Raw genomic sequence first — 21,339 nt, forward strand, 5'->3', positions numbered from 1 at the left:
CCGCGCGTTCGTTACGTCGAAGGTCGTGTGATCAGAAGTCATGGCTCACTGCCTGAGGAAGCGTTGGGGTCGAAGTCGAGGCGCACCGGCGCCCCTGGCATGGCCGACTGGCCTCAGAGATCGACCGCATTCGGAAGGATCACGAGGTCACGAATGGTCACGTTGCGCGGCCGTGTCAGCATGAAGAGCACGGCATCGGCGACTTCTTTCGGCTGCATCAGGCTTCCGGATGCGAGTGCCTCATCCATCTTCGCTTTCGGCCAGTCGTCCAGTAACGCCGTCACCACCGGGCCCGGCAAAACCGATCCTACGCGCACACCATGCTTCGAGAGCTGACGCCGCGTCGTGTGCACGAAAGCCTGCACTGCAAACTTCGAAGCGGTGTAGATGGGTTCCCAGACCACCGGCACCATGCCCGCGATGGAGCTGGTGAAGATGATGTCGCCGGACTGCTGCTTGACCATGTGCGGAAGGACGGCATGCACCGAACGGAACGCGGCATTGATGTTCAGGTTCAACATGCGGTCCCATGCGTCCGGATCGCCTTCGACAACCTCGCCGCCCACGTACGCGCCGGCGTTGGCGTGGAAGATGTCGAGGCCGCCGGCCGCATCAAGGATGCGAGGCAGCAGGCCCGACACTTCCGCCGGATTCAACAGGTCGGCGACGATCGGCAATGCATCGGGACCAAGCTCCGCGCATAGCGTGTCGAGGCGCTCCCTGGCACGGTCGATCAGCACGACCTTCGCACCGTGAGCGATCAGCTCACGCGCGCAGGCAAGACCGATGCCCGACGCTGCACCGGTAATGGCCGCGACTTTTCCTTTGATGGTGTCAGTCATTCATCTGTCTCCTGGAAATCTGAATTCAGGCGCGACCGTGAGAGACGCGCGATTGCCGGGCAAGCGAATCGACGATGACTGCAATCGCCAACACTGCCCCCGTGATCATGAAACGCAGCGAGGACGACAGGTTTAGCAGCGTCAGTCCACTGGCGATCGACTGGATCACGATGATGCCAAGCACCGCCGAGTACGCGCTGCCGCGCCCGCCAAACAGACTGGTCCCGCCGATCACCGCCGCTGCGATCGCGTTGAGGTTGACGTCGCCGGTGCCGGCCTGCTGACTGGCCGACGCGAGGCGCGCTGCCGACAGGACCCCGCCGAGCGCCGCCAGACCGGAGCAGGTCACGAAGGCGCTCATATAGATGCGCTTGACGTTGATCCCCGCGCGTCTGGCGGCTTCCTTGTTGCCGCCGACTGCCTGCATCGAACGGCCCCATCGCGTACGTCTGAGCATGTAGTCCATCACCACCGCAAGCGCCAGGAACAGGCCGAACAGAAGCGGAACGCCGCGTCCCTGGTTCAGATACGCCACCACCACTTCCAGCAGCACGGTAATGACGATGCAGCGCGTCAGCAGACTGCTCATCGACGGCGCCGACAGATTCGATGCCCGGCGGCGTTGGTACGTTCGCATCCCGAGGACCAGCGTCACGACGCCCGGCACGAGCGCAATCACATATGACACGACAGGCGGAAGCACAATCAGCTGCCCGAGGTTAACCATCGCCGAACCATAGGGCAGATTGATGGAACCGCTTGAACCGAGGACATACAGCTGCAGCCCAAGCAATGCGAGTAATCCGGCCAGCGTTGCGACGAAGCTGGGCATCCCGAGGCGGTTGAGCAAGGAGGCATACAGCGCACCGACGATCGTGCCCACGACGATGGCCGCAACGATCGCCAGTCCCACCGGCCAGCCTTCGTTGACCCAGAGCATGCCCATGAGAGCTGAAGCAAAGCCGCTCATCGAACCGACGGACAGGTCGATTTCGCCGACCATCAGCACGCACACGATACCGAGCGAGATGACGCCGATGGTCGAGCAGTCGAAGAGCAGGTTGACCAGATTGTTGGCCGATAGGAAGACCGGGTTCAGGCTCGTGAACACGGTCCAGATGATGACGAGGCCAACGACGACGGGCAACGAACCCAGATCACCCGACTTCACCTGATCGACGAACGCCGAGATCGCGCCTCCGATGCCCGCGGCGTGTTTGACGCGCACGTCGCTGCGATCCAGCAATGCAGAAGGCTGATCAGGCTTCTGCGGCTTTCCCTGCGGAGCATCCGGAACCTGGTTACCCATGATTAATTCTCCCACTCGGCATTCGTTTGAGCCTGACGCCGGTCGGCGCGGCGCGAGACTGCGTTCTCGGTCGCGCCCGTGATCGCGGCGACGAGCTCCTGATTCGACGAGTCGGGATAGAAGACGCCGTTGTTCTTGCCGAGTCGAAGCACGACGATCCGATCCGCCACGGCGCGCACGTCTTCCATGTTGTGGCTGATGATGATCACCGCGTGCCCGCGGTCGCGCACTCGTTCAATAAGGTTCAGGACTTCCGCGGTCTGCGCCACGCCCAGCGCAGCCGTCGGCTCGTCCAGCATGATCAGTTTCGGGTCGAGCAGCAGCGAACGCGCGATGGCCACGGTTTGCCGCTGCCCGCCGGATAGCGATGCCACCACATCGCGCACATCGGGAATGCGCGCTGACAATTCATTCAGAAGGGTCCATGCCCGCATCTCCATCGAAACTTCGTCCAGGCGCATGGGACTCAGTTCACGCCCGAGGAAGATGTTCGCGACTACATCGAGGTTCTCGCACAGCGCGAGATCCTGAAACACCGTGGCAATGCCCAGATCGAGCGCGGCAGCCGGGTTGGCGAGCGTGACTTCCTTGCCGTCGAAGGTGATCGTGCCCGAGCTCGGCTGATGCACGCCCGCCAGCACCTTGATGAGCGTCGATTTGCCGGCGCCGTTGTCACCCACCAGCGCGACGACTTCGCCGGCATGTACGTCGAGTTCGATGTCCGTCAGGGCCGAGACCGCTCCGAAGTGCTTGGATATGTTGCGCAGACTAAGCACCAGCTTTCCCGGGACGGGCGGCTTCGTGGAGTTGTCAGTCATGGACCGTACCTCTGCTTGAACGAATGAAAAACCGATGCGGCGCCGCCGTTCGTCCGGCGCGGCGCCGGTTTAATTGGTGATGCCCAGCTTCTTGCAGCCTTCCGCATAACGGTCGGTGCACAAGGTCTTCCCGCTCGCGAAACCCTTGTCGACCACTTCGGCCTTGAGGTTCTTCGCCGTGATGACCGTCGGCGTGAAGAGTTGCGTGGGCGTGTTGAAGAGCGTCGTTTCGCCCTTCGCGGCCTGCCCGGACAGGAAGCCGACGGCGACCTTGGCTGCCGCCGCCGCAACGATCTCGCTCGGCTTCAGGATGGTGTTGTACTCGTCGCCGGCAATGATCAGTTGGAGACCGGCGATCGTCGCATCATTGCCCGTTACGGGTGGCACCGGATTCACGCCGGCCGCCTTGAAGGCCGCGACCGTTCCGCCGGCGGTGCCGTCGTTTGCGGCCACGACGCCCACGATTTGCGACTGAAAGCGCGTGATCTGTCCGCTGACCCATTGCTGCGCCTTCGGCGGCGCCCATTCCGGCGTGTCGTACTCGGCGAGCGTCTTGTAACCGCTGGACGCGAGGCCGGAATGGATGCCCTTCTTGATCAGCCCCGCTGCGGCGTCGGTGGGAGAGCCGTTGACTTCCAGAAGGCCACCTTTGCTGGTCGGCACGCCGGTGTCTTTCAGATGCTGCACGAGAGACTGGGCGATCATGCGGCCGATGCCTTCGTTATCAAACGACACGTAGTAGTCAGCCGGCGTCGATGGAACCGGACGATCGTAGGCAATCACCTTCACGCCCTGGCTTTGCGCCAGATGAACCAGCGACGCCGCGGCAGTCGAATCCACCGGGTCCAGCACGATCACCTTCGCGCCCTGCGCGATGACCGAGTTGAACTGTTGCTGCTGGGTCGCGACGTCCGCGTTCGCGTTCTGATAGAGCACCTTGCAGTCGGGACACAGCTTGCTCATCGTCGCCTTGAAGCCCGGAAAGTCGTGCTGTTCATATCGGGTGGATGCCTGATCGGGCATAAGAAACGCGACGGTTCCTGAAGGTGCCGCCAGCACCGATCCGCTTAGCATCCCTAATGTAATTGCGCTGATGCTGCCGACGATTTTCGAAAGCTTTTTCATTGAGTGTCTCCTTTGTTTATTGGGTGGCGGCGATTGCCGCCATGTGTTGTGACGCCATACTCGGCGCGGTGGACCCGCTTGCAGCGTTGATTTGCTGGTATGCGCGCCATCTTGAGGGCGACATACCCTTGAGCATCAGAAACTGCCGGTTGAAGTTCGACAGGTTGTTGAATCCGATCTGATAGCCGATCTCGCTGATACTCAATTCGCCCGACAACAGCAACTGGCACGCAAGGTTGATGCGCAGCCGGTTCACGTACTGCACGAAGGGCACGCCGGTATGGCGGCGGAAGTACCGGGAGAATGCGCTCACGCTTTGGCCCGCCAGTCCTGCCAGATCGGCTTCGCGAAGTTCCTGGGCCAGGTTCTTGCCGATATACGTCAGCACATGATTGATGCGCGTCTCGGCGTAGCGCGCCGGATCGGCTCGATAGGCCGCGCTTGCCAGCTTGACCGGTTCGCTGCTCTGAAGAAGCAGGCCGAACAAGGACACGAACAGCGCAATGCGCCGCATCCCTTGCGCGTGCAGCATCTCCCGCATGATCGGTTCGGCGGCGGCGCCCGTCTCCGGTGGAAACAACACGCCGCAACGCGATGCTTCGAGCAGGCCCGTCACCTTCCTGAACTCGGGAAAGGCATCGATTGCGCGCAGGACGAATTCGGAATCGAACTGCAGCACCAGACAGCGCTCGTTCACCTGCTCGCCGCGCGGCACATTACTGACCCAGTTGTGCGGCAGATTGGGACCGGTCATGACGAGGTTGCCGGCGGCGAAGTCGCCGATGTAATCGCCGACGAAGTACTTTCCCGTCGTGGCGGTGATGAGATGAAGTTCGTACTCGGGATGAAAGTGCCAGCGCACAGTTCTGTAGGGATAGCCGTGCGACCACACCTTGAACGATTCGTCGCGCGGCACGGCAACCAGCTCGAGGTCGGGCTGGGCAACACGGGCACGACGGCGAGTGCCGCGTTCAGCCGCATCGATCGTGTCGTTCTTCACGTCTGTCTCCATGAACTGCCGTCTGTGCCGACGGACTGTTCGGTCTTCTCACCGCCTTCCATGGATCGAAGGATAGTCGTTGCCGCAAAATTTCACTACACGCGATAGGACGATATTCTGATAGTTTTTTGCATTCGGGTAACCCCTATTGATGTTCTCGGGCACAAAATATGTGCAGTGCAGCAGTTTCTGCGGGCAGTACGGGCGGCGTACGGTGCCACAAGGCGCCTCGGGGTCAAATTTTAGGAAGAATGTCGGCGGGTCAGGTGCGGTGGCTCGTTCTGGTTCGGATTCAGAGGCCGGATGCCCTTGATTGCGGCGCACGTGTGATTCTGCTGCATAAGCGCTATCCGTGCTGTGCAGTTGTGCCGTGTGCCTGAGTCGCCGCAATTGGTGGGAATACCAGCCCAGTCGTCGCGTGCGGTCCGGTTTGCAGCGAAAGCACTGAAGAACGTTCATCGCAGGACCTGCAATTGGCAATGGGCAAGGCGCCGTCCGAAGCGATGCTTACCGCAGGCGTCCGTGGGCGCTTCATGAGTGACCGCTGCTGGATAAGATTCAAAATCGATGGCTCGCAGAGAGCGGGGTTCGGTTCGTTCGCAGCTCGAAGTAGTTCTTCCTGGTGCTTATCGGCAAGCATGCTAGAGAACGGCGCGGTGTGAGGCTTCTGCCCGAAGCTTCCTCCGCGCTTCTCGCTCCGACGCGCAGACGGCTCCTTGCAGCGTGTCGGCGACGAGCCGAACGTGGGCGCACCCTTAGGCAAGCGTCCTGATCGAATTGCTGATACCACGTGCGCAATCGATTACTGCGGGTGCCAACCGTGCCTCCGCTTCCGCCGGCGTCCACCGGCTCGTCGGCGCGACGACGTGAACCGCACCGACCGGTCGGCGCTCCCCGTCGAGCAGGGGCGCGGCGATCGTCATATCGCCGATGAACAGTTCCTCGCGGTTCGACGCATAGCCATTACGCCGTCCCAGCGCGAGCCGCGCCTCGATCTCGTCGAGATCCGTGATGGTGTACTGCGTATGCGCGACGCGATCGCTGGCCAGCAGCAGCGTGCGTGACTCGTTCTCAGGTAGCGCCGCGAGATACGCCCGTCCCGACGCCGTGCAGTACATCGGAATGCGGCTGCCGATCGGCATATGAATCGGCACGAATTTCGTACACACGAATCGCGCCACGTAGACCATGTCGACACCATCCGGCTCGGTCAGATTAGTCGTCTCGCCGGTGACATTGGTGAGTTCGGACAGAAACGGATTGGCGACGTCGATCAGCGTGTCGGCGGCCAGGTAGTTGAACCCGATCTGCATCACGCGGGGCGCCAGTTGATATCGCCTGGTACGCGGATGCTTCCTCACATAGCCGAGCTTTTCCAGCGTGTAGATCATGCGCTGCGCAGAGCTTTTGGTAATAGCCGTTGCCTCCGCGACTTCGGGCAGCGTCATCGACCTTCGCTGTGCGGTGAACGCGCGGAGCACGGCGATTCCCTTCTCCAGCGACTGATTGAACAGTGCGTCCGGCGTTTCTTCGAGCTGCGGGGGCGCTTCCGTCTCAGCGCCGACGTTCTTGCGGGTCATGGAATCACCTAATTGTTTCCGCCTGAGATCGACTCTATCATATCGCATATCGATACACAAAGTACTCGGATCGATATTTGTGGTTCGAATACCATGTGTTACCTAACGGGCGCCGATCCTTTGATCGGCCGTCGTCCAACTTGTGGAGAGACTCATGTTCCAGTTCGCCAAACGCTTCGCCGGTGTCTTTGCAACGGGTTTGCTGCTCGCCGGTGCGCCGGCCTTGTCGGTAGCCGCCACCACCTACGAGATTGGAGCGACGGCCACCGGTGTGCCGTTCACCTTTCTCGATGTGAAGAGCAATTCGATTCAGGGCCTTCTGGTCGATGCGATTACCGCGACGGGCAAGGCTGCGGGCTTCGACGTGAAAATCGAGCAGACCACGTTCTCCTCTCTGATTCCGTCATTGACCACGAAGAAGATCGACATCATTTCGGCGGCCATGCTGAAGACGCCGGCGCGCGAGCAGGTCGTCGATTTCTCCGACACTGTGTACTCCTATGGCGAAGGCCTGATCGTGCGCGCCGACGACAAAGCCCAGTACACGTCAATGGACGACCTCAAGGGCGAGGTCGTCGGCGCCCAGGTCGGCACCGCGTTCGTCGACGCGCTGAATAAGAAAGGCATCTTTAAGGAGGTCCGTACCTACGATTCAGTTGCCGACATCATGCGCGATGTCGCGCTCGGCCGCATCAAGGCGGGCTTCGGCGACCATCCGATCATTGCGTATCAGCTTCAGCACAATCCGAATCCGCAATTGCGCCTCGTCAGTGGATATCAACCGTCGGTGAAAGGCCAATTGTGTTTCGTCGTGCGCAAGGGCGACACGGCCACGCTGGAGCAGTTGAATGCCGGCATCAAGAAGATCAAGGCCGACGGCACGCTGACGCAGATCGTCAAGAAGTGGCAGGTGGAATGACGCTGTCTTCAGAGTAAGGACTGCCCGCCATGTTCTTCCAGAACGCCGTCGAATTCTTGCCGATCCTGCTGAAAGGCGCGGTCGTCACGATCGAGATCACTTTCTGCTCGTTCATTCTGAGCACCGCGCTCGGCCTGGTGCTCGCGCTGATGCGCGTGTCCGGCAACCGCATCGTGTCGCACGCCGCAGCCGCTTTTATCAACGTGATTCGCGGACTGCCAATCATCGTTCAGCTGTTTTATATCTACTTCGTGCTGCCTGATCTCGGCATCCAGTTGTCGGCGTTCCAGGCCGGCTTCATCGGACTTGGCATCGCATACTCGGTGTATCAGGCGGAGAACTTCCGCGCCGGCATCCAGGCGATCGATCACGGGCAGATCGAAGCAGCACAGTCCATCGGCATGCGCGGCGCAATGATCATGCGGCGCGTGGTGCTGCCGCAAGCGTTCAGGATCGCACTGCCGCCATACGGCAATACGCTCGTCATGATGCTCAAGGACTCGTCGCTCGCCTCGACGATCACCGTCGCGGAAATGACGCGTGCCGGGCAGCTCATCGCGTCATCGACGTTTCAGAACATGACGGTATTCACGCTGGTCGCGATGCTTTATCTGGGACTCAGCCTGCCGCTCGTCTTTGGATTGCGGCGGCTCGAAAGCCGCCTCGGACAGAAGGGAAAACGATGATCAAGGTCGATTCGATTCACAAGCGATTTCACGATCAGCACGTGCTGAAGGGCGTCAGTCTGAACGTCGAACGCGGGCAGGTCGTGTGTCTGATCGGTCCTTCGGGCTCAGGCAAATCCACGCTCTTGCGCTGCATCAACGGACTGGAGCGCCATGACGCCGGCGCGATCACCGTCGAGGGCTGCGCCGTCGACGCGGGTTCGAAGCAGATCCACGAACTGCGTGCGCAGGTCGGCATGGTGTTCCAGCGCTTCAATCTGTTCCCACATCGAACCGCGCTGGAAAACGTGTTTGAAGGTCCAGTGTTCGTCAAGAAGGAAGTGCGTGCACGGGCACGCGAACGGGCGCGGCAGCTGCTCCACAAGGTCGGTCTCGCGCACCGGATGGACGCTTACCCGGCCGAAATGTCGGGCGGGCAGCAACAGCGTGTGGCGATTGCCCGCGCACTGGCCATGGAACCAAAAGCGATCCTCTTCGACGAGCCGACCTCGGCACTTGACCCGGAACTGGTCGGCGAAGTGCTCGGCGTCATGCGCCAGCTTGCCGACGACGGCATGACCATGATCGTCGTCACGCATGAAATGGGCTTTGCGCGCGAAGTGGCAGACCGTGTGTGTTTTCTTCATGACGGCACGATCCATGAGGAAGGGTCCGCCGCCGATCTGTTCGAACGTCCGCGCAATCCTCGCACACGCGAGTTTCTCGGCAAGATGCCCGCGCTTACCGAAGCACCCCGGATTTGAATACCATCATGAGCCTGGTTGAAGTTGCAAAGCCGTTGCCTCCCTCTCTCTGGGCGGCAACGGCGGAACCCGCCGTCGATACGCCGCCGCTCGATGGTTCCGTCACGGTGGACGTTGCGATCGTCGGCGCCGGTTACACGGGTTTGTCGACGGCCTTGCATCTGGCGGAGCAGGGCATACGGGTCTGTGTGATCGACGCCAACGAGCCTGGTTGGGGGGCGTCCGGCCGTAACGGCGGTCAGGTGATTCCTGGCCTGAAATATGATCCCGATGAACTCGTTCGACGCTACGGCCCACACGATGGCGATGCACTGGTGCAAATGGCGGGCGGCGCCGCAGATTCGGTTTTCGACCTGATCGAGCGCCACGGCATTCGGTGCAATGCGACGCGCGCCGGCTGGATTCAGCCCACCCATTCGAGCAAGCTGCTCGGCGTGCTTCACGCCCGGGCGCGGCAGTGGGAATCGCGCGGCGCGCCCGTTGAACTGCTCGACCGTACGCAGATAGCGAGGCGGCTCGGCACGGACGCATTCGTTGGCGGATGGGTCGATGGGCGCGCGGGCAGCGTGCATCCGTTGAGCTACGCACGTGGGCTCGCGCGTGCGGCGCAAACCGCAGGCGCGGCGATCCACAGCGGAACCCGTGCCGCGAGCGTCGAGCGCGGCCCGAAAGGATGGCGGATCCGTGCGGCGAATGGTTCGCTCATCGATTCGAAGCAGGTGCTGCTGGCAACCAACGGTTATACCGATGGCCTTTGGCCGCGCCTCGCCCAATCAGTGATCGCAGCGAATAGCTTCATCGTCGCAACGAGGCCGCTGCCCAAAGACGTTGGCGCAACGATTCTGCCCGGTGGCGAAGTGGCTTCCGATTCACGACGACTGTTGCTCTACTTTCGCAAGGATGCGGATGGGCGTCTGCTGATGGGCGGGCGTGGACCCTTTCGCGAGCCTCGCAGCGCCGCGGATTGGGTGCATCTCGAGCGTGCCGCCCAGTTGATGTTTCCACAGCTGAAAAACATCGAGTATGAATACCGATGGGCCGGTCGCATCGCCATCACACGCAATTTTTTGCCGCACGTGCACGTGCCGGCAGAAGGCATGACTATCGCGCTTGGTTACAACGGACGCGGCATTGCGATGGCGACGACGCTAGGAAAACATCTGGCCGCTTTAATCGGCGGGACGACACGCGGCTTACCGCTTCCACCCACGTCGATCGAGCCGGTTCCGTTTCACGCGTTGCAGCGGTTCTATATCAGTGTGGGAGTGGCGTGGTACGGACTGCTTGACGCGCTGTCATGAGCGCTCCAATCGATAAAGGGCGCGCTGACGCGCGGGTTCCACGGACTTCGCCTTCTGCCTAGTACGATTCGGCCACCGTGCCGGGAACGTCGGCCGAAACGCTGGGCGCGAAGTGGATGCGCTAGACCTTTCAGTTGGAAAGCTCTATAAAAAGAAAGTGCGTAATCACTCGGACATTCACCCGCCGATTCGCTCGTCACGGTCCGATCAACTACCAGTCAAATATGCATTCATCGTCCCCGGGAAGCGGTCGGGCCGGAGGACGCCACACGCCTGTTCATATGACCGCGCACGTAATGAAACAGTGTGGAGGATGACGACCATGATGAACAACAGCAATGCTGGCAGATTGATTGCCATACTGATAGCGGACCTTGTCTGGGTATCGTCCGCATCGGCTCAGGCGCTTCCAAAGCAAGGCAACATCGAAGCAACCTACACCGCGGCCGGCGCCGACGTGAGGAACATCAGCGTCAGCGGCGACGACGCGGTCTATCTGTTTGAAGCGACGCTATTGATGGCAAGCAACAACAACTCACCCTTGATGAGGAACGTGACCGCGCGCTGCGTGGAGGCGGGTTTCAGCGCGGGTACCGCGACCGGTTACTGCGTGTATTCGGACAAGGACGGCGACAAGTTCATTGAGGCTTTCACTTATCAAGGCGGCTCGACCATCGGCAAGGGAACGCTCGGCTCCGGCACCGGGAAATACAAAGGTATCGAAGGACACTTCAACTGGCAGCAGGTGCTCGCTTTGCCCTCCGACAAAGGAACGTACAACTACATTGGCAAGAAAACCGGCAGCTATCGAATCCCTTAACCGTTTCGACGGTTCACATCCCGCGCCGTGTCCGATGCAGTGATTGCACGCATATCGAGGCGGTTCGTTCCAGGATGGACCGTGGCGGGACGTAAAGCCTCGTCGTACTGACCAATTGCACGTGGCTCGTGCGGCGGGGATTTTTATGCACGTACCTCGCAGTTCCAGTCGATATGGCGCGCCAGATAGTTTGATGGCGGTTGACGGAATGCGGATGGCCAATCAGACGGAAGTCGGCCAGTTGCAGCCGTTCGCCTTCGTGTTCAGCGGGCCATTCCGCGATGACGTGATTTAAAGCAACCGGTACGCCAGTCGGGCGGCCGCTCTCGCGGTGCGCCTGTCCTGATCGAGCGCCGGGTTGTACTCCGCGATATCCGCCGCGCGCAGCTTGCCCGTAGCCCGCACGCGCAGCACCATCGCTTCGACAACCGATAGCGGTACACCCAGCGCAGCGGGCGCCGACACACCCGGCGCCGTGGCGGCCGGCAACACGTCGAGATCGATCGTCAGATAGACGTCGTCCGCCGCGTCGAGCAACTTCTGAAGCTCATTCAGGCGCTGCGGCAGTTGCGTTTCCTGCATATCGACGTCCAACACGTAGTGCACGCCGAGTCGCTCCGCATGCGCGAATAGCGAAGCGGTATTGCCGAGATCGCTGATACCGAAGCACGCATAGTTGAATGGCACCCCTCGTTCCGCACAGTCAAGCGCGATCTGATCGAACGGCGTGCCGGAATTCGCGGGACGCTTCTGGCGCAGATCGAAGTGAGCGTCGAAGTTGATGATCAGCAAGTTGCGCAATGCGAATGGCGTAGCTGCATTGTCGGCTTCACGCTGCTGATGCAGCCGCAAACCGCTATACGTACCCCACGCGACCTCATGACCGCCGCCGAACACCAACGGCCGCCCACCGCTCGCCAGCACTTCGCTAACCACCTGGGCCAGTTCCACTTGCGCGGCTTCGAGGTCGCCGTCGTCGCACACCACGTCGCCTACGTCGGCAAGTGCCGCCATCGCCGATTTGGCCGGCAAGCCTGCCAGCGCACGGCGCAATTCCTTCGGCGCATGCGCTGCGCCAATCCGGCCTTGATTGCGGCGCACGCCTTCATCGGAGCCGAAGCCGACGATCACCGGCGCATCGCGCTGCACGTCCACAGCGTTACCGAACGGCGTCACCTGATTGAAAACACGTCGCGTGTCGCCGGGTTCGCCGTCGTCGGAACGGCCCGCCCACACCTTGTCATCGAATGGGACTCTCATGTGCGCGACAACACCGCCTGCAGGAATGCGCGTGTGCGCGGCTGTGATGGCGCAGAGAAAATCTCCGCGGGCGGCCCCGCTTCGACGATCACACCGCCGTCCATGACTACCACCACATTGGCCACTTCCTTCGCGAAGCCCATTTCGTGTGTGACGACCACCATCGTCATGCCTTCGCTCGCGAGCAGCTTCATCACTTGCAGCACTTCGCCTACCAGTTCGGGATCGAGGGCGGACGTCGGCTCGTCGAACAGCATCACCCGTGGCTGCATCGCCAGCGCGCGAGCAATCGCAACCCGTTGCTTCTGACCGCCCGACAGACTCGCCGGCATCACATGCGCTTTGTGCGCGAGCCCGACCTTCTCCAGCAACGCCATAGCCGCCGCTTCGGCCTGCGCCTTGCTGGCGCCGCGCAACATGCGCGGCCCCACGGTGATGTTATGCAGCACCGACAGGTGCGGAAACAGATTGAACGACTGAAACACCATGCCGACTTCGGTGCGCAGAGCATTCAGCGAACGCTCCTTGAGCATCTCGCCGTGGTCGACTAACCGATGCCCGCAAATGTCGATCGTGCCGCCTTCTGCCTGTTCGAGTCCATTACAGCAGCGGAGAAATGTGCTCTTGCCCGAGCCGCTCGGCCCGATCACCACCACGACCTGCTGCGGTTGAATATCGAAATCGATGCCGTTGAGCACGGTATGCGAGCCGAACGATTTCGTCAGACCGCGAATGCTAACGATGGGCTCGTTGACTCTGGCCACGGTATTCATTGCACCATTCCTCCCACGCGCAAACGACGTTCGACGCGATGCAGCGCGTAATTGGTCGCCTGCGTCAATACCAGATATACCAGCGCGATAGCGAGATACACTTCGAGCGAACGATAAGACACGCTGATGATCTTCTGGCCTTCATGCATCAGATCGTCGATCGTGAGCAGCGACACCAGCGCCGAGTTCTTGATCAACGCGATGAATTCGTTGCCGAGCGGCGGGATCATCCGCACGATGGCCTGCGGCAGAATGATCGCGCGCATCGCCTGCCCCGACGACATGCCGATCGAACGCGCTGCTTCCATCTGCCCGCGATCGACCGACTGAATCGCGCCGCGCACGATCTCCGATACGTAAGCGGCCGAATACAGACCGAGCCCCAGCATGCCGCACAAGAACGCCGGCAGCAGAATGCCGAATTGCGGGAGGCCGAAGAACAGCAGGAAGAGTTGTACAAGCAACGGCGTGCCGCGGAAGAACGTCAGGTAACCGGTGCAGAAGCCGTACACGATGCGCCGCTGCGGCGTCAGCCGGCCGATGCCGATCAACAGGCCAAGCGCGCAACTGAGCGCGAGCGACGCGGCGGTCACTTCGACCGTCACCAACGCGCCTTGCATGATGTCTGGCCAACCGGCAATCACCGGCGAGAAATCAAGTTCCATTTCGTGTGTCCAGCCGCTTACTGCGCACTCGCGCCGAACCACTTCTTGACGATCGCCGCATACGTGCCGTCAGCCTTGATCTTGGCGAGCGCGGTGTTGAAGGCTGCCTTCAGCTGCGGCTCGTCTTTGCGCACGGCGATGCCGTAGGCTTCGGTCGTCAGCGTTTTGTCGAGTACACGGAAGCCGGTGCGCGTTTTCGCAACTTGATAGGCAGCCGGCTTACCCGTCACAGCAGCGTCGGCACGGCCGACGCCCACAAGGTCGAACATTTCCTGGTTCTTCTCGACCTCGACGCGATTGATCTGCGGGAAGTTATCGCGTAGGAAGTTCACGGACTTCGTGCCCACCTGGACTGAGACTTTCTTGCCGTTCAGATCGGTCACCGTCTTGATCGGTGAATCGCTTTTGACCAGCACGGCCAGCCCCCCCGCGTAGTACGAATCGGTGAAGTCGACCACTTTCGCGCGCTCGTCCGTGATGTAGATGCCGGAGATCGCAGCGTCGAAACGATGCGCGATCAGACCTGGAATCAGCCCTTTGAAGTCAATGTCGGTCCATTGCACGCGTTTGCCCATCGCTTTCGCGAGCGCATTCATGAGATCGACGTCGAAGCCGGTGCGCGCGCCGTTCTCGGTGTACTCCATCGGCGGGAAAGTGGCGTCGGTGGCGACGTTCAGCACATCCGGCGTTTGTGCTGACGCCGCGCCGGAAAATCCGCCAAACGTCACAGCGAAGGTGACGCATGCGAGGGACAACAGTCGTTGCAGCTTCATGGGGTAGGCTCCTTGTTGTTCTATCAAGTAATGCGGTTGATTTGAGACCCGAATTGAAGGATGAAATTGAAAAGCTTCGTCCCGTTAATTGACTTGCATATGCTCGGAAATGGCGCGGGCCGTACGTAGCGTCCCGTCTATCAATTGGCTTTCTCGTCCGGTAGCGCGCGTTGACGGCGCCATCAACGTGATCGACGCGCTGCTGCCGGCGCTGCGTCCACTGTGATGAAAGATCGGGGCGCTGACTCCCCACACGCCCGGGTCGACTTCGCTGTCGCTAACGGCGTAGCCCTGGGCTCGAATCTGTTGAAGTTCTGCTTCGATCGCGGCACGGCCGACGGGGTCGTTGTCAAACACGCTGTCGAGCACTTCGGCGCGCGCCCGGTCGGCCATGAATGCCAATAGGGATTTCGCCGAGGCGCCCGCCTTGAGCGGCACGGCGCGGCCTTTCTCGAACGAGCAGCGCAACGAATGCTGGCTGTCGACCATCTCAAGGCACATCACCTGATGCCTGACCGCGACCACCAGCCCAATGCTTTCCTGCGACGCGCGCGCGAGCTGCTGCATCTCACTGCGGCTCGCTTCGACGAGCAGCGAATTCACATCGAAGCCAAGCGCGAGTTGCAAGCTGATCGGACCGGGCGCGTAGTACCCGGCGTTTTCGGCGACGAAACCCCAGCGCTTGAGCAGCGCGATCTGACGGTACAGTGTGCTTTGCGCAAGCCCGGTCACGGCTAGCAGATCTTTGACCGACATCGCCTTGCCATGACTGGCGAGCGCGGCCAGCACCAGCAACACCCGTTCGGCCCCTGTCACACCCCGTTCCACATTCACGATCACGCCACCCACCATCCATCAAGAGCGCAGAATGCCAGACCGTTCTGGAATTTCAAAAATCATATTCCCGGTTAATGGGAATAAAAGGGCAGGGATTTCCCTCAGACGGGACATCGGGAGCACGGATAGTCTTGACACTGGACTGCCCGAGGCGTTGAAAAGGAAACAAATATCCAGAATGGACCGGGTCATTGCCCCGAACCTTTTTCCACTCAAGTGTCGACAACGGTCCCCTGTAGTCAGCGGTAACGCTCCTGGCTATACAGGTCGACCATTTCGCGGATCAGCGTCCGTCCTCATCCTGCGATGCGCCTGAAACTGGCGTAGTAATCGTCGGTGTAATAGCAGTCGTCGGTGTGCCTGCGCGGTCCACCACACACGATCCGGCGCTGCCCGCGATCCGTCGAGCCCGGGGTGCGAACCGTGTATGTGTGGTAGTAGCCGCGCGGATGCTTCGGCAGCAAAAGCGCACTGTTACGAAACAGTACGCCGTCGTCCCCAAAGGGGAAGGGGCCGCCCGCTTTGATCAGTCGCAGTGTCTCGGCTGCTTCCCCTGGCAACTGTGTCCTGGTCACGGTACCCAGCGCGCCCGCCACTTGCGCGCCCGACGCGGTGAGTGGACCGCTCGCGCTCAGCCCTGGCTGAACCGGCGCCTGGCTCGCCGATGCGCCCGATGCCTCAGTGGCGTTTTGCGAACCCTCCTTGCCGCATCCGCCGAGGATCGCGCTCAAGGCGACGATGCAGGAGAAAGCCGAAGCGCTCTTCACGAAACGATTCTCCTCTCGTTGACCAGGACTCGACGACTAGGATAGATGTAAAGGTATCGCTAATGGCGGAGCGAATCAACGTTCTGCCGGAAGTCAGCACTCGGTACACGACAACCATGCCGATGTACGTTTTTGGCTTGAATCCTGAGCGGCGGCTGAGTGTCGGGAGAGTGAGTTCACTGATGCAGGGAACTGCGAATCAACCATGAACTCCCATCTTTCGGGTTTGACCGCCTTCGTGTTTGCTGGCGGTGGCAGCCTCGGCGCGATCGAGGTTGGCATGCTGCGCGAACTGCTCGAACGCGGTGAGCATCCGGGCTGCGTGGTGGGCGCCTCGGCAGGCGCGATCAACGCAGCGTATTTCGCCGGACAACCGGACGCCGGTGGCGTAGCAATGCTCGAAGCGCTCTGGTGCAAGATCCGGCGGCAGGACATCATGCCTTTCTCCATGCTCGGACTGCTCGCGATGATTCTGCGCAGTCGTGCGCACCTCGTCGAGGCGAACGCGTTGCGTCAGTTGCTGGAGACGCATCTCTCGTATCAGCGGATCGAGCAGGCGACCTTGCCGCTTCACATCGCCGCGACCGATATGCTTACCGGCGGCGAAATCGTTCTTTCTACCGGTCCTGTGGTGAACGCCGTGCTGGCGAGCGCAGCTATTCCCGGCGTGTTCCCGCCGGTGCGTATTGACGGCGTGGATCTCATCGATGGCGGCGTCGCCAACAACACGCCGATCTCGGTGGCGGTCGCGCTTGGTGCAACGCGCATTATTGTGCTGCCGGCCGGCTTCGCGTGTGCGTTGCATGCGCCGCCGCGTAGCGTGATCGCGCAGGCTATGCATGCGCTGACGCTCGTCATCGCACGCCAGCTCGTGCGCGACCTTGAGTTCTATTCGACGCATGCGCAGATCTATGTCGTTCCGCCGTTGTGTCCACTCGATGTCTCGCCTTACGACTATACGCAGTGCGCGCAACTGATCGACCGAGCTGCGCAGAAGACGCGTGCATGGCTTAGCGATGGTGGCCTCGAGCGCGCTTTGATTCCCGGTGAGCTGCGCGAGCATGAGCACGCCGCGCGTTAACGATGCAAGCAAAAAACGGCCAAGCCGCTTTGTGACAAGTTCCAGTGGCCCGACGAGCATGACTGCCTGCCAATGGCGCCCACCCGGAGCGGCGGGCCTATCGGCTTGCAACGGCCTCTGGATCAGTGGGTTGCCAACCTCCGCCGAGCGCCTTGAATGCCGCGACCGCTGCGCGCGCCGATTCCGTTTGCGCCTGCACCCGCGCGTCTGAGGTGCGTAAGAGGTTGTCGTCTGCCTGCAGCACTTCGATCAGGCTGACTACACCCTTTTGATAAGCGGCGAACGAGGCCGCCCGCGCGCGGCCGAGCGAGCTCACACCCTGCGCGAGAATGGCAGCCTGCTCCTCGCGCTTGACGAGTGCCGAGAAAGAATTCTCGACGTCCTCCGTTGCGTGCAATGCGGTAAGCCGATACGCGGCGAGCGTCTCGGCTTCCTGCCCTTTGGCCTCATTGATCTGCGCATTGATGCGGCCGAAATCGAATAGACGCCAGCGCAGTCCCAGCACGCCGGCAGCCTGATTGGCGCCGCTACTGAACAGGTTGCCGCTGGCCACTGAGGTGGCGCTCCCAATCAGTCCGCTAAGCGACAGCTTGGGGTAATACTCAGCGATTGCCACGCCGATGCGCGCGTCGGATGCAGCAAGGCGACGCTCGGCCACGATCAGATCGGGCCGACGCCTGAGCAACTCACCAGGCGATCCGGTGCCCGCGATTCGAGGGGCGGCCGGGATATTGCCGCCCTCCAGCAATTCCGCCCGTTGCGTGCCGGGCTGTGAACCCAGCATCACGTCCAGCAACATGTTCTGGATCGTGGGGATCGCGCTGATCGCATCGTGGGTCGTCGCGGTCGTTTTCACGCCGTATCTCGGCGTGAAGATGCTGCCGGACTTCCGGAAGTTCGAAGCCGGTCACGACGCAATCTACGATACGCCGCGCTACAACCGCTTCCGCCGGTTACTGACGCGCGTGATCGCGCGCAAATGGCTCGTCGCCGGTTCGGTCGTCGGCCTCTTCGTTCTCGCGATTCTCGGCATGGCGATCGTCAAAAAACAGTTCTTCCCGATCTCCGACCGCCCCGAAGTGCTGGTCGAGGTGCAGATGCCCTATGGCACGTCGATTTCACAGACGAGTGCTATCACGGACAAAGTCGAAGCGTGGCTCGCGAAGCAAAAGGAAGCGAAGATCGTCACCGCCTATGTGGGGCAGGGTGCGCCGCGTTTCTATCTGGCCATGGGACCGGAACTACCCGATCCGTCGTTCGCAAAGATCGTGGTCCGCACGGACAGCCAGGACGAGCGCGATGCATTGAAGCAGCGGTTGCGTCAGGCCATCGCACACGGCCTCGCCCCGGAAGCGCGCGTGCGGGTCACACAACTCGTGTTCGGGCCGTATTCGCCGTTCCCGGTGGCCTATCGCGTCACAGGCCCCGATTCCGACAAGCTTCGTGGCATCGCCGCGGAAGTTCAGCGGGTGATGGACGGCAGTCCGATGATGCGCACGGTCAATGCCGACTGGGGCACGCGCTCGCCGACGCTGAACTTCACGTTGCAGCAGGACCGTCTACAGGCGGTGGGACTGACGTCCAGCGCCGTCGCTCAACAGCTCCAGTTTCTGCTCACCGGCGTGCCCGTCACCGCTGTGCGCGAGGATATTCGTACCGTGCAGGTCATTGCCCGCTCGGCCGGCGATGTGCGGCTCGACCCCGCGCGGCTCGGCGACTTCACGCTGGCCGGCGCGAACGGGCAGCGCATCCCCCTGTCGCAGGTCGGCAAGGTGGACGTGCGGATGGAGGAGCCGATCATGCGCTGGCGCGATCGCGTGCCCACGGTCACGGTGCGCGGCGATATCGCCGATGGCCTGCAGCCGCCGGACGTCTCGACCGCGATCACGAAGCAACTTCAGCCCATCATGGCCAGGCTGCCGGGCGGCTATCGGATCGAGGAAGCCGGCTCTATCGAAGAATCGGGCAAGGCGACGACCGCCATGCTGCCGCTGTTCCCGATCATGCTGGCGATCACTCTGATCATCATCATCTTTCAGGTGCGTTCGATCTCCGCCATGGTGATGGTGTTCATGACGAGTCCGCTGGGCCTGATCGGTGTCGTGCCGACGCTGGTCCTGTTCCGGCAGCCGTTCGGCATCAATGCGCTGGTCGGCCTCATCGCGCTGTCGGGCATCCTGATGCGCAACACGCTGATCCTGATCGGACAGATTCACCAGAACGAGCAGGCGGGACTCGACCCGTTCCACGCGGTCGTCGAAGCCACCGTGCAGCGTGCGCGCCCGGTGATCCTCACAGCGATGGCCGCGATCCTCGCGTTCATTCCGCTAACCCATTCGGTGTTCTGGGGCACGCTCGCTTACACGCTGATCGGCGGAACGTTCGCGGGGACGGTACTGACGCTGGTGTTCCTGCCGGCCATGTATTCGATCTGGTTCGGGATCCGGCCAGGCAGCCCACCAGGTTCGCACAACGCCAGCCACCAGCACGCCTCTCCTCCCGAACTGACGCTGCAGGACGCGCTCGACGCGCGCAGTTAAAGCGCAATCAATTTACTGTATCGAAGGAAACTGTCATGCCCAACTCCAAAGTGGTCGTTGTGACCGGTGTGTCGTCTGGTATCGGACGCGCGACAGCAGAGAAGTTCACGAAGCGCGGGTGCCGCGTATTCGGGACCGTGCGCAGCGTTGCAAAGACGCCGCCATTGGCCGGCGTCGAACTGGTGGAGATGGATGTGCGCGACGATGCTTCCGTTCGAACCGCGATTCATAGGATCATCGATCGCGCCGCGCGCATCGACGTGCTCGTCAACAATGCCGGCACGACGCTGATCGGAGCGGTGGAGGAAACGTCGGTTACCGAAGCTGCCGCGCTGTTCGACACCAACGTATTCAGCATTCTGCGTACGAGCCAGGCAGTGCTTCCGCACATGCGGGCGCAACGTGGCGGAAGGATCGTCAATATCAGTTCGGTGCTCGGCTTTTTGCCGGCGCCATACATGGGACTCTATGCGGCGTCCAAGCATGCCGTCGAGGGGTTGACCGAGACGCTGGATCACGAGATGCGCCAGTTCGGCATCCGCGCAACGCTCATCGAGCCGTCCTTTACCCGAACCAATCTCGATGTCAATGCGCCTCAGGTGGGTTTGAAAATCACCGCCTATGACTGCGAGCGTGCACTTGCATCCGGCGCAGTCGTCAACAGTGTCAAAGGTGCGCCCGCGCCCGATGGCGTGGCAGACACAATTGTTGAAGCCGCGCTAGGCAACTGGCGAATGCGTTTGACGCCGGCGGGACAGGCGTCTCTTTTGAGGAGATTGCGGCGTTTCATGCCGGCAGCCCCCGTCGATGCAAGTCTGAGGAAAACATTCGGGCTTGCATGATTCGTGACTCCGCGCGGCAATTCGCGCCGGCCCGTCACGCTCGCATCGCCAGGAGCGTGCTAACCAGTGGCTCGCTTTCAGACCTCGATGGTCACGACGATTTCGGTGCCTTGCAACCGGCCCCGCCGCAGCATCGGAATATTGCCAAGCGGGAGCGTAATCCTTCTGTCAAACGCGGATATGGAAAATCAGATGTGGGCCAATCTGGCACCGTTGCTTCGCCATGGGCTTATCTCTACGAGCACCCACGAAAGAGATCGACGGAAACGTCAGCTTGTCGTGACCGCACAAGGTCGAAAAACTGTGGCGTCCGCGATGATCCCCTGGATGCGGGCCTACGAGGATACCTTCACGTTCGCGAGGCTGCTTGATATCGATTCCATGCGCGATCTCTTTCGTGTGATGCGGGACATGAAAAAGCATGATGACCTGAGCGAAGCCACGGTTCGCACAGAGTCTCGAGTGGTGCTACGAAATGACTAGACCGGTAAGGCATGGACGGCGCGCTATCGTGACCTGATTTGCCTCGGCGCTTCGAACCGCTTCGAAACGCTTCAAACCGCTTCGAAACGGAAGACTCCGCGCGAAGACCGTATGGATCGTCCCGGCAACGCGGGCCCGAGTGCCCGCCCCGTTGAGCGTTCTCTATGCGCTCGTT

At 61.3% G+C, this 21,339-nt stretch carries 20 protein-coding genes and 2 pseudogenes; 9 read left to right on the top strand and 13 right to left on the bottom strand.

Annotation, left to right across the window (positions count from 1 at the left end):
- Positions 1 to 113: 113 nt before the first annotated feature.
- The 6 genes from RW095_RS17235 to RW095_RS17260 form a co-directional block, all read right to left on the bottom strand.
- Complete coding sequence (locus RW095_RS17235; RefSeq protein WP_317015363.1) at positions 114 to 842, bottom strand: SDR family oxidoreductase; 729 nt, start codon at positions 840 to 842, stop codon at positions 114 to 116.
- 25 nt (positions 843 to 867) lie between these two features.
- The gene (locus RW095_RS17240; RefSeq protein WP_317015364.1) at positions 868 to 2,151 is read right to left on the bottom strand and encodes a sugar ABC transporter permease; all 1,284 of its coding nucleotides are present in this window, start codon (positions 2,149 to 2,151) and stop codon (positions 868 to 870) included.
- A gap of 2 nt (positions 2,152 to 2,153) precedes the next feature.
- A complete protein-coding gene (locus tag RW095_RS17245) occupies positions 2,154 to 2,969 on the bottom strand; it encodes an ATP-binding cassette domain-containing protein (protein WP_317015366.1) in 816 nt (271 codons plus the stop codon).
- Positions 2,970 to 3,038: 69 nt separating this feature from the next.
- On the bottom strand, positions 3,039 to 4,094 hold the full coding sequence (locus RW095_RS17250) for an ABC transporter substrate-binding protein (RefSeq protein ID WP_317015367.1): 1,056 nt from the start codon (positions 4,092 to 4,094) through the stop codon (positions 3,039 to 3,041).
- A gap of 16 nt (positions 4,095 to 4,110) precedes the next feature.
- On the bottom strand, positions 4,111 to 5,094 hold the full coding sequence (locus RW095_RS17255) for an AraC family transcriptional regulator (RefSeq protein ID WP_317015369.1): 984 nt from the start codon (positions 5,092 to 5,094) through the stop codon (positions 4,111 to 4,113).
- A 755-nt stretch (positions 5,095 to 5,849) separates the two neighbouring features.
- The gene (locus tag RW095_RS17260; protein WP_317017153.1) at positions 5,850 to 6,674 is read right to left on the bottom strand and encodes an IclR family transcriptional regulator; all 825 of its coding nucleotides are present in this window, start codon (positions 6,672 to 6,674) and stop codon (positions 5,850 to 5,852) included.
- Between the two features lie 154 nt (positions 6,675 to 6,828).
- Here RW095_RS17260 and RW095_RS17265 point away from each other — a divergent pair, with 154 nt between their 5' ends.
- From RW095_RS17265 to RW095_RS17285, 5 genes are all read left to right on the top strand, one after another.
- Positions 6,829 to 7,593 carry a substrate-binding periplasmic protein gene (locus RW095_RS17265; RefSeq protein ID WP_317017155.1) on the top strand — a complete coding sequence of 255 codons (765 nt, stop codon included), beginning with the start codon at positions 6,829 to 6,831 and terminating at the stop codon, positions 7,591 to 7,593.
- Between the two features lie 29 nt (positions 7,594 to 7,622).
- Positions 7,623 to 8,279 carry an amino acid ABC transporter permease gene (locus RW095_RS17270; protein WP_317017157.1) on the top strand — a complete coding sequence of 219 codons (657 nt, stop codon included), beginning with the start codon at positions 7,623 to 7,625 and terminating at the stop codon, positions 8,277 to 8,279.
- On the top strand, positions 8,276 to 9,022 hold the full coding sequence (locus RW095_RS17275; RefSeq protein ID WP_317017158.1) for an amino acid ABC transporter ATP-binding protein: 747 nt from the start codon (positions 8,276 to 8,278) through the stop codon (positions 9,020 to 9,022). The genes RW095_RS17270 and RW095_RS17275 overlap by 4 nt, the downstream gene beginning before the upstream one ends.
- An 8-nt stretch (positions 9,023 to 9,030) precedes the next feature.
- Positions 9,031 to 10,323, top strand: coding sequence for an NAD(P)/FAD-dependent oxidoreductase (locus RW095_RS17280; RefSeq protein WP_317017160.1), 1,293 nt, complete (start codon positions 9,031 to 9,033; stop codon positions 10,321 to 10,323).
- A 322-nt stretch (positions 10,324 to 10,645) separates the two neighbouring features.
- On the top strand, positions 10,646 to 11,143 hold the full coding sequence (locus RW095_RS17285) for a hypothetical protein (RefSeq protein ID WP_317017161.1): 498 nt from the start codon (positions 10,646 to 10,648) through the stop codon (positions 11,141 to 11,143).
- A 291-nt stretch (positions 11,144 to 11,434) separates the two neighbouring features.
- Here the strand turns inward: RW095_RS17285 and hutG are convergent, their stop codons facing one another.
- From hutG to RW095_RS17315, 6 genes are all read right to left on the bottom strand, one after another.
- Complete coding sequence (gene hutG / locus RW095_RS17290) at positions 11,435 to 12,403, bottom strand: formimidoylglutamase (protein WP_317017163.1); 969 nt, start codon at positions 12,401 to 12,403, stop codon at positions 11,435 to 11,437.
- Entirely contained in the window at positions 12,400 to 13,176 is a 777-nt protein-coding gene (locus RW095_RS17295) for an amino acid ABC transporter ATP-binding protein (protein WP_317017164.1), read from the bottom strand. Before RW095_RS17295 ends, hutG begins: the two co-directional genes overlap by 4 nt.
- Positions 13,173 to 13,841: an amino acid ABC transporter permease gene (locus RW095_RS17300; RefSeq protein WP_317017165.1), complete on the bottom strand. Its 669-nt coding sequence runs from the start codon at positions 13,839 to 13,841 to the stop codon at positions 13,173 to 13,175. Before RW095_RS17300 ends, RW095_RS17295 begins: the two co-directional genes overlap by 4 nt.
- A 17-nt stretch (positions 13,842 to 13,858) precedes the next feature.
- Positions 13,859 to 14,614, bottom strand: a complete 756-nt coding sequence (locus RW095_RS17305) for a transporter substrate-binding domain-containing protein (protein ID WP_317017167.1) — start codon at positions 14,612 to 14,614, stop codon at positions 13,859 to 13,861.
- An 84-nt stretch (positions 14,615 to 14,698) separates the two neighbouring features.
- On the bottom strand, positions 14,699 to 15,466 hold the full coding sequence (locus tag RW095_RS17310) for an IclR family transcriptional regulator (RefSeq protein WP_317017168.1): 768 nt from the start codon (positions 15,464 to 15,466) through the stop codon (positions 14,699 to 14,701).
- A gap of 281 nt (positions 15,467 to 15,747) precedes the next feature.
- A complete protein-coding gene (locus tag RW095_RS17315; protein WP_317017170.1) occupies positions 15,748 to 16,218 on the bottom strand; it encodes a ribonuclease domain-containing protein in 471 nt (156 codons plus the stop codon).
- A gap of 205 nt (positions 16,219 to 16,423) precedes the next feature.
- On the opposite strand from RW095_RS17315, the gene RW095_RS17320 reads away from it, so the two are divergent.
- The gene (locus RW095_RS17320) at positions 16,424 to 17,299 is read left to right on the top strand and encodes a patatin-like phospholipase family protein (protein ID WP_317017171.1); all 876 of its coding nucleotides are present in this window, start codon (positions 16,424 to 16,426) and stop codon (positions 17,297 to 17,299) included.
- 97 nt (positions 17,300 to 17,396) lie between these two features.
- Here the strand turns inward: RW095_RS17320 and RW095_RS17325 are convergent.
- Positions 17,397 to 18,092 (bottom strand): annotated as a pseudogene (locus RW095_RS17325) (TolC family protein); the annotation flags it as partial.
- On the opposite strand from RW095_RS17325, the pseudogene RW095_RS17330 reads away from it, so the two are divergent.
- From RW095_RS17330 to RW095_RS17340, 3 genes and pseudogenes are all read left to right on the top strand, one after another.
- Positions 18,088 to 19,839: pseudogene (locus tag RW095_RS17330) on the top strand (efflux RND transporter permease subunit); the annotation flags it as partial. The pseudogenes RW095_RS17325 and RW095_RS17330 overlap by 5 nt on opposite strands.
- A 35-nt stretch (positions 19,840 to 19,874) precedes the next feature.
- On the top strand, positions 19,875 to 20,681 hold the full coding sequence (locus RW095_RS17335) for an oxidoreductase (RefSeq protein WP_317017172.1): 807 nt from the start codon (positions 19,875 to 19,877) through the stop codon (positions 20,679 to 20,681).
- 192 nt (positions 20,682 to 20,873) lie between these two features.
- Complete coding sequence (locus RW095_RS17340) at positions 20,874 to 21,164, top strand: hypothetical protein (protein WP_317017173.1); 291 nt, start codon at positions 20,874 to 20,876, stop codon at positions 21,162 to 21,164.
- Positions 21,165 to 21,339 lie beyond the last annotated feature (175 nt).

This window comes from Paraburkholderia kirstenboschensis (assembly GCF_032806925.1).
In the GTDB taxonomy this organism is placed as follows: Bacteria; Pseudomonadota; Gammaproteobacteria; order Burkholderiales; family Burkholderiaceae; genus Paraburkholderia; species Paraburkholderia kirstenboschensis.